The organism is Bacillus sp. GMs2/2, assembly GCF_050172095.1.
GTDB lineage: Bacteria > Bacillota > Bacilli > Bacillales > Bacillaceae_G > Bacillus_A > Bacillus_A cereus.
In genome coordinates this window covers 1-7,645 of record NZ_JBNLYE010000186.1, presented here as the reverse complement: position 1 = coordinate 7,645, position 7,645 = coordinate 1, and the positions used below count along the sequence as shown (strand labels likewise).

Here is a 7,645-nt window from a genome sequence, read left to right as displayed (position 1 = left end):
TTATAAGAACACATATAAGTGAGAAAAAGAGGAAAAGATTTGCATATAATAAAAAATGACCTAGTTCTACACTAGGTCATTTTTTATTAACGAGGGATAGATTGCATTACAGATTGTAACGTTACTCTTTCTTCTTCTGTTAATGGAAGAAGTGGTAAACGTACAGAACCTACATCTAATCCAACCATTTGTAACGCTGTTTTTACTGGAGTTGGACTTGGCGCCATAAATAATGAATCAGTTACTCTTACAAGTAATTGATGTAATTTTTGTGCCTTCTTAAATTCTCCTGCTTGAAATGCTGTAATCATTTCTTGCATTTCGTTTCCGATAACATGAGATGCTACCGAAACGATACCTTTCGCTCCAACTGCCATAGCTGGTAACGTTAAACCGTCATCACCGCTGTATACCGCAAAGTCGTCCGCTGTTTTTTCAATGATTTCTGTCATTGTTAACACATCGCCACCGGCATCTTTAATAGCAACAATGTTTTCTATTTCTGATAAACGAACAACTGTATCAACGGAGATTTGTACAATAGATCGTCCCGGAACGTTATATAGCATAACCGGAAGCGGCGTACTTTCAGCAATTGCTTTAAAATGCTGATACATTCCTTCTTGACTCGGTTTGTTATAATACGGTGCTACTAGCATTACTGCATCCACACCAACTTCTGTTGCCTTTTTAGTTAAGTCAATAGAAGCATGCGTATTATTGCTACCTGTTCCAGCGATTACGGGCACTCTTTTATCGACAACAGATACGACATGGCGATATAACGCTACTTTCTCTTCTGAAGTTAATGTAGGAGATTCTCCTGTCGTTCCTCCTACCACGATTGCTGTTGTACCGTTATCAATTAAATAATTTACCAATTTCGTTGTCTTTGCAAAATCGATATTCCCGTTTATATCAAACGGTGTTACCATCGCGGTTGCAATTGTCCCAAAATCTATCATGGTCTCACTCCTTATTGTTCCAGTTGCTTTTCTTTTGAAAGCTCAAACGCACTATGTAATGCATTTACAGCCTCCACCAAATCAATTTCTTTTACAAGAACCCAAATTGTTGTATGACTATCTGCCGATTGCAGGATTTGAATACCTTTTTCTGCTAAAGCTGTAACGATTTTTGCAGTAACCCCTGGGATGCCTGCCATTCCAGCTCCAACGATAGATACTTTCGCACAATGTTCTGTCACAATTGGCTCATATCCAAGTTGTTTTAGCACTTCGACAGCACGAGCTGATACATTATCATTTACTGTGTAAGCTACACCAGTAGGAGAAATGTTAATTAAATCAACACTAATGCCTTCGTTTGCCATTTCTTTAAATACATGCTGCTGTATGTCGTATGCCGTTTCTTTTGCAAGTACTTTAATTTGCGTTACGTTCGATACGTGGGCAATACCTGTAACAGGACGTTCTTCTACATCCTGCCCTTTTGTAGCACCATCGTATGCTGCAATAAGAGTACCTTCACTTTCAGAATACGTAGAACGTACACGAAGTGGCACTTTTGCATGCATCGCAATTTCAACTGCACGTGGATGAACGACTTTCGCACCTTGATAAGCCATGTTACAAATTTCGTTATACGTTACAGTTTGAAGATGACGTGCATCTTTTACAATACGAGGATCCGCAGTCATAACACCTTCTACATCAGTGAATATATCGATATATTCAGCATGAAGTGCAACACCTAATGCTGAAGCTGAAGTATCACTACCTCCGCGTCCAAGTGTTGTCGTATCACCTTTTTTCGTTTGCCCTTGAAATCCTGTAACGACGATTACATCTACATTTTCTAACTCTTCATGTATACGATCGCAATTCATTTCAATAATCTTTGCATTCGTAAAGTCATCATTCGTTACAAAACCAGCTTGTGCACCATTTAATGCTGCTGCTTTTATACCGTTCTCATTCAACATATTAGAGAAAACAATTGCAGAGATTAACTCTCCGCATGATAATAATAAATCTTGCTCACGTTTAGAAATAGTAGATTCCTCTTGATTTACAAGACTTAATAACGTATCCGTTGCATATGGTTCACCTTTACGGCCCATAGCAGATACGACAGTAACTACTTTATAACCAGCAGCTAATGATTTTTTTATATGATGAAGCGCATGCTTACGTCCATTGTCATCACGTACTGATGTGCCACCAAATTTTTGAACAATTATTTTCATATTTTGCACCTTCTCTTAGCCGTTTACACTAATTGTAATTTTACTAAGCGCTCTGCAATTTGAACAGAATTCCATGCAGCGCCTTTTAATAAGTTATCAGATACGACCCAAAGATGGAATCCTTTATCGTTATTTAAATCTTTACGGATTCTTCCAACGAATACTTCGTTTTTACCTACTGCAGTAGCTGGCATTGGATATAACTGCTCTTCTGGATTATCTTGCAGAACAATACCTTCCGCATTTGCAAGTAAGCTCTTTAATTCTGCTACTGTTACGCCTTCTTTTTCTACTTCGATGTAAACAGACTCAGAGTGTCCTGATACAACTGGTAAACGTACACATGTTGCCGCTACTTCTAATTCAGGCATATGCATAATTTTTTTCGTTTCGTTAATCATTTTCATTTCTTCAAACGTAAATCCATTATCTTGGAATTTATCAATCTGTGGAATCGCATTAAAAGCAATTGGGAAATGCTTCTTATCACCTGATACAGGAAGAACATTTGCCTTAACTTCTTCGCCATTTAAGATTGCTTGTGATTGTTCATGCAGTTCTTCAATAGCTGCCGCACCAGCACCTGATACAGCTTGATATGTGGAAACGATTACTCGTTTTAAACCATATTGCTGACGAACTGGCTCAAGAGCTACTACCATTTGAATTGTAGAACAGTTTGGATTTGCAATAATACCATTATGTTCTTTTAAGTCGTTTTCATTTACTTCAGGTACAACAAGTGGCACGTTTTCTGTCATACGGAATGCACTTGTATTATCAACAACAATCGCACCGCGTTTTGCTGCTTCTGGCGCTAATTGTTTCGATACAGATCCACCAGCACTAAATAGTGCGATATCTACTCCTTCAAAGCTTTCAGGAGTTGCCTCTTGAACTGTAAATTCTTCGCCTTTAAATACAAGTTTCTTACCTGCAGATCGTTTAGATGAAAGTAACGTTAATTTCCCGATTGGAAATTCTCGTTTCTCTAAAGTATTTAACATTTGTTCACCAACTGCGCCGGTTGCTCCAACTACAGCGACATGAAAAGTTTTTTGCTTTTCCATCACTATGCCCCTTTCTAGATACCAATCCTTCTATAACTTAGAATCAGAAGGAGTATACAATACCCCTTCTGATCTTAATAACGTTAATTTTATCATATTCTACAGTAAGAATGATGGTTTCATCAAAAATTGTCCGTTTTTTTTCGTTTTTTAATTCATATATCTGAATTTTTCTACGACCACCGGTTGCAATTGCTTCCCTTGCAGCGCTTCTAACACTGTATCTTCCAGCAGCTCCATGCGAGCTACCATTGAGTTCGGTTTTTTCTCTGGTGCATCTTGGCCGAATGGGACGAAGTAGATGTTTTTTGTTGCCATTAGGCGCATGAGATTTACTCCATTAAGCCCTAGAGCATCATTCGTCGAAACAGCCAATACGACAGGCTTGCCATTTCTTAACGTCGCTTTCGCTGCCATTAATACTGGAGAGTCTGTCATTGCATTTGCAAATTTACTCATAGAATTCCCTGTTAGTGGTGCAATTACCATACAATCTAGTGGAATTTTAGGTCCTAGTGGTTCTGCACCAACGATTGAATTAATTGCTTTAAAACCTGTTATTTCTTCAATCTTCTTAATCCACTCTGCTCCTTCTCCAAATCTAGTATTTGTTGATTGAACAGTGTAAGAAACAACAGGACGTACTTCTGCTCCCTCAGCAATTAATTTTTCTAAATGAGGCATTACTTCTTCGTACGTACAATGTGAACCTGTAAATCCGAAACCAATTCGTTTCCCCTTCAAACTCATTTCTTTTCCTCCTCCTTTGCAATTGCATCTGCTGCTAATAACTGAGAAAGAACATTTGCTAAAATTTGCCCAGCCGTTTTTGGGGCAACAATACCTGGTAATCCAGGTGCTAGCAATGCTTTGACTCCTCTTTTTTCCGCATATCTAAAGTCAGTACCGCCTGGTTTAGAAGCTAAATCAATCACTAACGTATGAGCTGGCATTTTTGCAATAACATTCGCTGTTACAACGAGATGCGGAATCGTATTAATTACAATATCGATATTTCCTACTTCTTTCTCTATGTCTTGCATATGAAAAGGAGAAAACATCATTTCTGTAATACGTGCAATATGTTCAGATCGTCTTGCTCCAACTTTGACATGGGCTCCTAATGATTGAAATGCTCTCGCAACACTCATTCCTGTTCTCCCAAATCCTAGAACCATTACATTGGACCCATGAATTGTATAGTCGGTATGTTGAATTACCATCATTAATGTACCTTCTACCGTTGGAATAGAATTGTATATTGCTACATCATCACGATCAAATAATTTAACAAGTTTTCGATTCGTAGTAGATACGAGATTTTCCAAGTAAGATGTACCAATACCTGAATATATAGTAAAGTGTTCTGGTGTATTTTCAATTTGTTCTTTCGTTATTGAAACTTTTTCATTTGAAAAAATAGTATCTACTTCTCCTTTGGCATTTGTACCGGCAACCGGCAAAATAATTGCGTCTACAGAAGTGAAATCTAAATTTTGTATACTTTCTTTTGCTGCCCCTGTGAAACCATGATCTAACTGATCAAAACCTATCAAAGAAAGTTTCGCATCCAATTCAACTAGCTTACGAATTACTTCTAGCTGCCTTGCATCTCCTCCTATGACAGCAATATGCATCTCAGTCAACATTCCCTAATTCACCTTCTTTTTCTGTCATTTATAAGAAAAGTGCCTACTTTTTCTTTTTCCTCCACATCATATGTAATGTACGAGTTTATGGTGATTGAAAATCCAAATGCACATATGATTTATCAGGTTTCTATGTAGATACAAAAAAAGATGACCAAAATGGCCATCCTTCACTCCGAATTTGAACGATCTATACTATCACAAAGAAGCATATCGTGTCCGACTTTCTTTATTTGACTCCATGCTACTCTTACTTCTTGTGGTTCCTTTTTAAAACCTCCCCACTTCCCTACAGGTATTATAAGTGTTTGTATTTGTCCGTCTTTCTCATTAATCTCTAAATCCATATAACCTAAGGCTCCCATTTTTTCCGCTTTTTCTATATCTACAACCTCTTTACCGCTTAATTCACTTAATCGCATACTCACTCCACTCCCCTACTAAATTTTTCATTTGCATTGTCTATAATTAGTACCTATTCTATATGTATAAAAAAAATAACCTTCTCTCATTTAAAATGAGAGAAGGTTATTTTCAGATACATCGTAAAAGTTGATTATAGTTTTATTCCTTTTGGAAGTTTTCCATCTGGACTAATTAATGCTGCAGAGAATTCATCTGTAAACATGTTACGAATTAACCCATCTACATTTTCTTTTGTTACAGTGTTTACACTTTCGATAATCTCATCAAGTGAACGATGCTTACGAAGTAGCAATTCATTTTTACCATTACGGCTCATACGACTATTCGTACTTTCTAAACTTAACATTAAGTTTCCTTTTAATTGCTCTTTACTATTAATAAGCTCTTTTTCTGTAATACCTGTATTTTTCAATGTTTCTAATGTTTCTTGCATTGTTTCATACAGTGTATCTAATTGTTGACTACCTGTTCCACCATACAGTGTTAACATACCTGTATCTTCATAAGAAGAATGGTAAGAAAATACTGAGTAAGCTAACCCACGTTGCTCACGTACTTCTTGGAATAAACGGCTACTCATACTACCGCCTAAAACGTTATTTAATACAATTAAGTTATAAATATCTTCGTGTCCCATTTGTAAGCCTTTATATCCTAAACATAAATGAGCTTGTTCTGTTTCCTTTTTACGTGCTACTTTGTTAAAATGGAAAATTGGACTATGTACTTGTTCACGGTTTGTTGTTCCTTCATAACTACCGAAATATTGCTCTACCGTTTGTAAGAAGGCTTCATCAATATTTCCTGCAACTGAAACAACTACATTTTCAGGTGTATAATGATCCTTAATATATTGGCGTAGCGTATCACCTGTAAACGTATCAAGTGTTTCTTCTGTTCCTAAAATAGGATATCCAAGCGGATGCGTTTCATATGTTGCTTTCGTTAACATATCATGCACAATATCGTCTGGAGCATCTTCGTACATTTTAATTTCTTCACATACGACATTCTTCTCTTTTTTCAATTCTTCTTCATCAAATGTTGAATTAAAGAACATGTCAGCTAATACATCTAAAGCATATTTAGCATGTTCATCTAGCACTTTTGCATAGTAACAAGTGTACTCTTTTGAAGTAAAAGCATTCACTTGCCCACCAATACTATCAAATGATTCTGCAATTTCGCGTGCACTACGTGTTTCTGTCCCTTTAAAGAACATATGCTCTAAAAAGTGAGAAATCCCGTTATTTTTTTCATTTTCATTTCTTGATCCCGCATGGATCCAAATACCAATCGCAACCGATCTTACAGTTGGTATATTCTCCATAACTATTCTTACACCATTTTTACAAGTATATTTTTTAATCAAAAACTTTCCTCCTACTGCCAGTTTCTCTAAATAAGTGCTATTATTTAATGATAACAAGTTTAAGGATGAATGTCATGCAAATGTATTTAATCCACACGTTTTTCATCCAGTAATTCTGTTATATTCCCTACTTTATATCCTTGTTCCTTCAATTTTTTAATCATTGTATCTAATGCTTCTGCCGTTGACGAAGTAGGATGCATTAATACGATAGCACCTGGGTGTATTTTTCTCATTACTCTCTGCAATAGTACATCTGGCTCAGGTCGCTTCCAATCGATTGTATCGACAGTCCACATAATCGTTCCCATTTGGAAATCATCAGCGATTTTCACGACTTCATCCCGAAAACTTCCACTCGGCGGGGCAAACCATCTCACCTTTTGATTCGTAGCAGCTTCAATCATTCGATTTGTTTTTTGTAACTGCTCTCGTATTTCATCAGACGATAGCGTTTTCATATTAGGGTGCGTATAAGAATGATTTCCGACTTCTTGATTTGCATCGACAATCATTTTTGCAAATCGTAAATTTTCTTTCACCCAACGTCCTTCTAAAAAGAAAGTCGCCTTCACATCATGCTTTTTCAATATTTCTAATATACGAGGCAAATACTCGTTTCCCCATGCCACATTTATTGTTAATCCCACCATCTTTTTATTCGGATGCCCCCTATAAATTGGAGCAGGTGATAAATCTTCTAAGTGGACACTCGGTGATACTTCCTTAAATTCAAGGTGTTTTTGATCAAATTCCTTTAGTTTCTTCATATTGTTATAGGATGCTTCCATATCAACTTGTCTTCCATTATATCCTGGTGTTGCTTTCCATATCTTATCAATCATCGCATTTTGAGGTGCAATCTCATATTGTTTTGCATGCTTTTGAATTTCTTCATATAAGTTATCCTGTGCAAAAA

General features: G+C 36.7%; 8 protein-coding genes. All 8 read right to left on the bottom strand.

Going from position 1 to position 7,645, the window contains the following annotated elements; all coding sequences use genetic code 11:
- Window positions 1–86: 86 nt before the first annotated feature.
- A complete protein-coding gene (gene dapA / locus ACQGS6_RS19240) occupies window positions 87–965 on the bottom strand; it encodes a 4-hydroxy-tetrahydrodipicolinate synthase (RefSeq protein ID WP_000564763.1) in 879 nt (292 codons plus the stop codon).
- Between the two features lie 11 nt (window positions 966–976).
- Window positions 977–2,209, bottom strand: coding sequence for an aspartate kinase (gene dapG / locus ACQGS6_RS19235; protein WP_000692453.1), 1,233 nt, complete (start codon window positions 2,207–2,209; stop codon window positions 977–979).
- Window positions 2,210–2,232: 23 nt separating this feature from the next.
- Window positions 2,233–3,279: an aspartate-semialdehyde dehydrogenase gene (asd, locus tag ACQGS6_RS19230; protein WP_000414846.1), complete on the bottom strand. Its 1,047-nt coding sequence runs from the start codon at window positions 3,277–3,279 to the stop codon at window positions 2,233–2,235.
- Window positions 3,280–3,429: 150 nt separating this feature from the next.
- Window positions 3,430–4,029 (bottom strand): dipicolinate synthase subunit B, encoded by a 600-nt coding sequence (dpaB, locus tag ACQGS6_RS19225; protein WP_000053596.1) that lies wholly within the window; start codon window positions 4,027–4,029, stop codon window positions 3,430–3,432.
- A complete protein-coding gene (gene dpaA / locus ACQGS6_RS19220) occupies window positions 4,026–4,928 on the bottom strand; it encodes a dipicolinic acid synthetase subunit A (RefSeq protein ID WP_000954742.1) in 903 nt (300 codons plus the stop codon). Before dpaA ends, dpaB begins: the two co-directional genes overlap by 4 nt.
- 170 nt (window positions 4,929–5,098) lie before the next feature.
- Window positions 5,099–5,350: a YlmC/YmxH family sporulation protein gene (locus tag ACQGS6_RS19215; protein WP_001239756.1), complete on the bottom strand. Its 252-nt coding sequence runs from the start codon at window positions 5,348–5,350 to the stop codon at window positions 5,099–5,101.
- Between the two features lie 134 nt (window positions 5,351–5,484).
- Window positions 5,485–6,726: a M16 family metallopeptidase gene (locus tag ACQGS6_RS19210; protein WP_000592989.1), complete on the bottom strand. Its 1,242-nt coding sequence runs from the start codon at window positions 6,724–6,726 to the stop codon at window positions 5,485–5,487.
- An 86-nt stretch (window positions 6,727–6,812) separates the two neighbouring features.
- Window positions 6,813–7,645, bottom strand: an 833-nt coding sequence (locus ACQGS6_RS19205) for a polysaccharide deacetylase family protein (RefSeq protein WP_426965445.1), incomplete at its 5' end; no start/stop codon positions are given.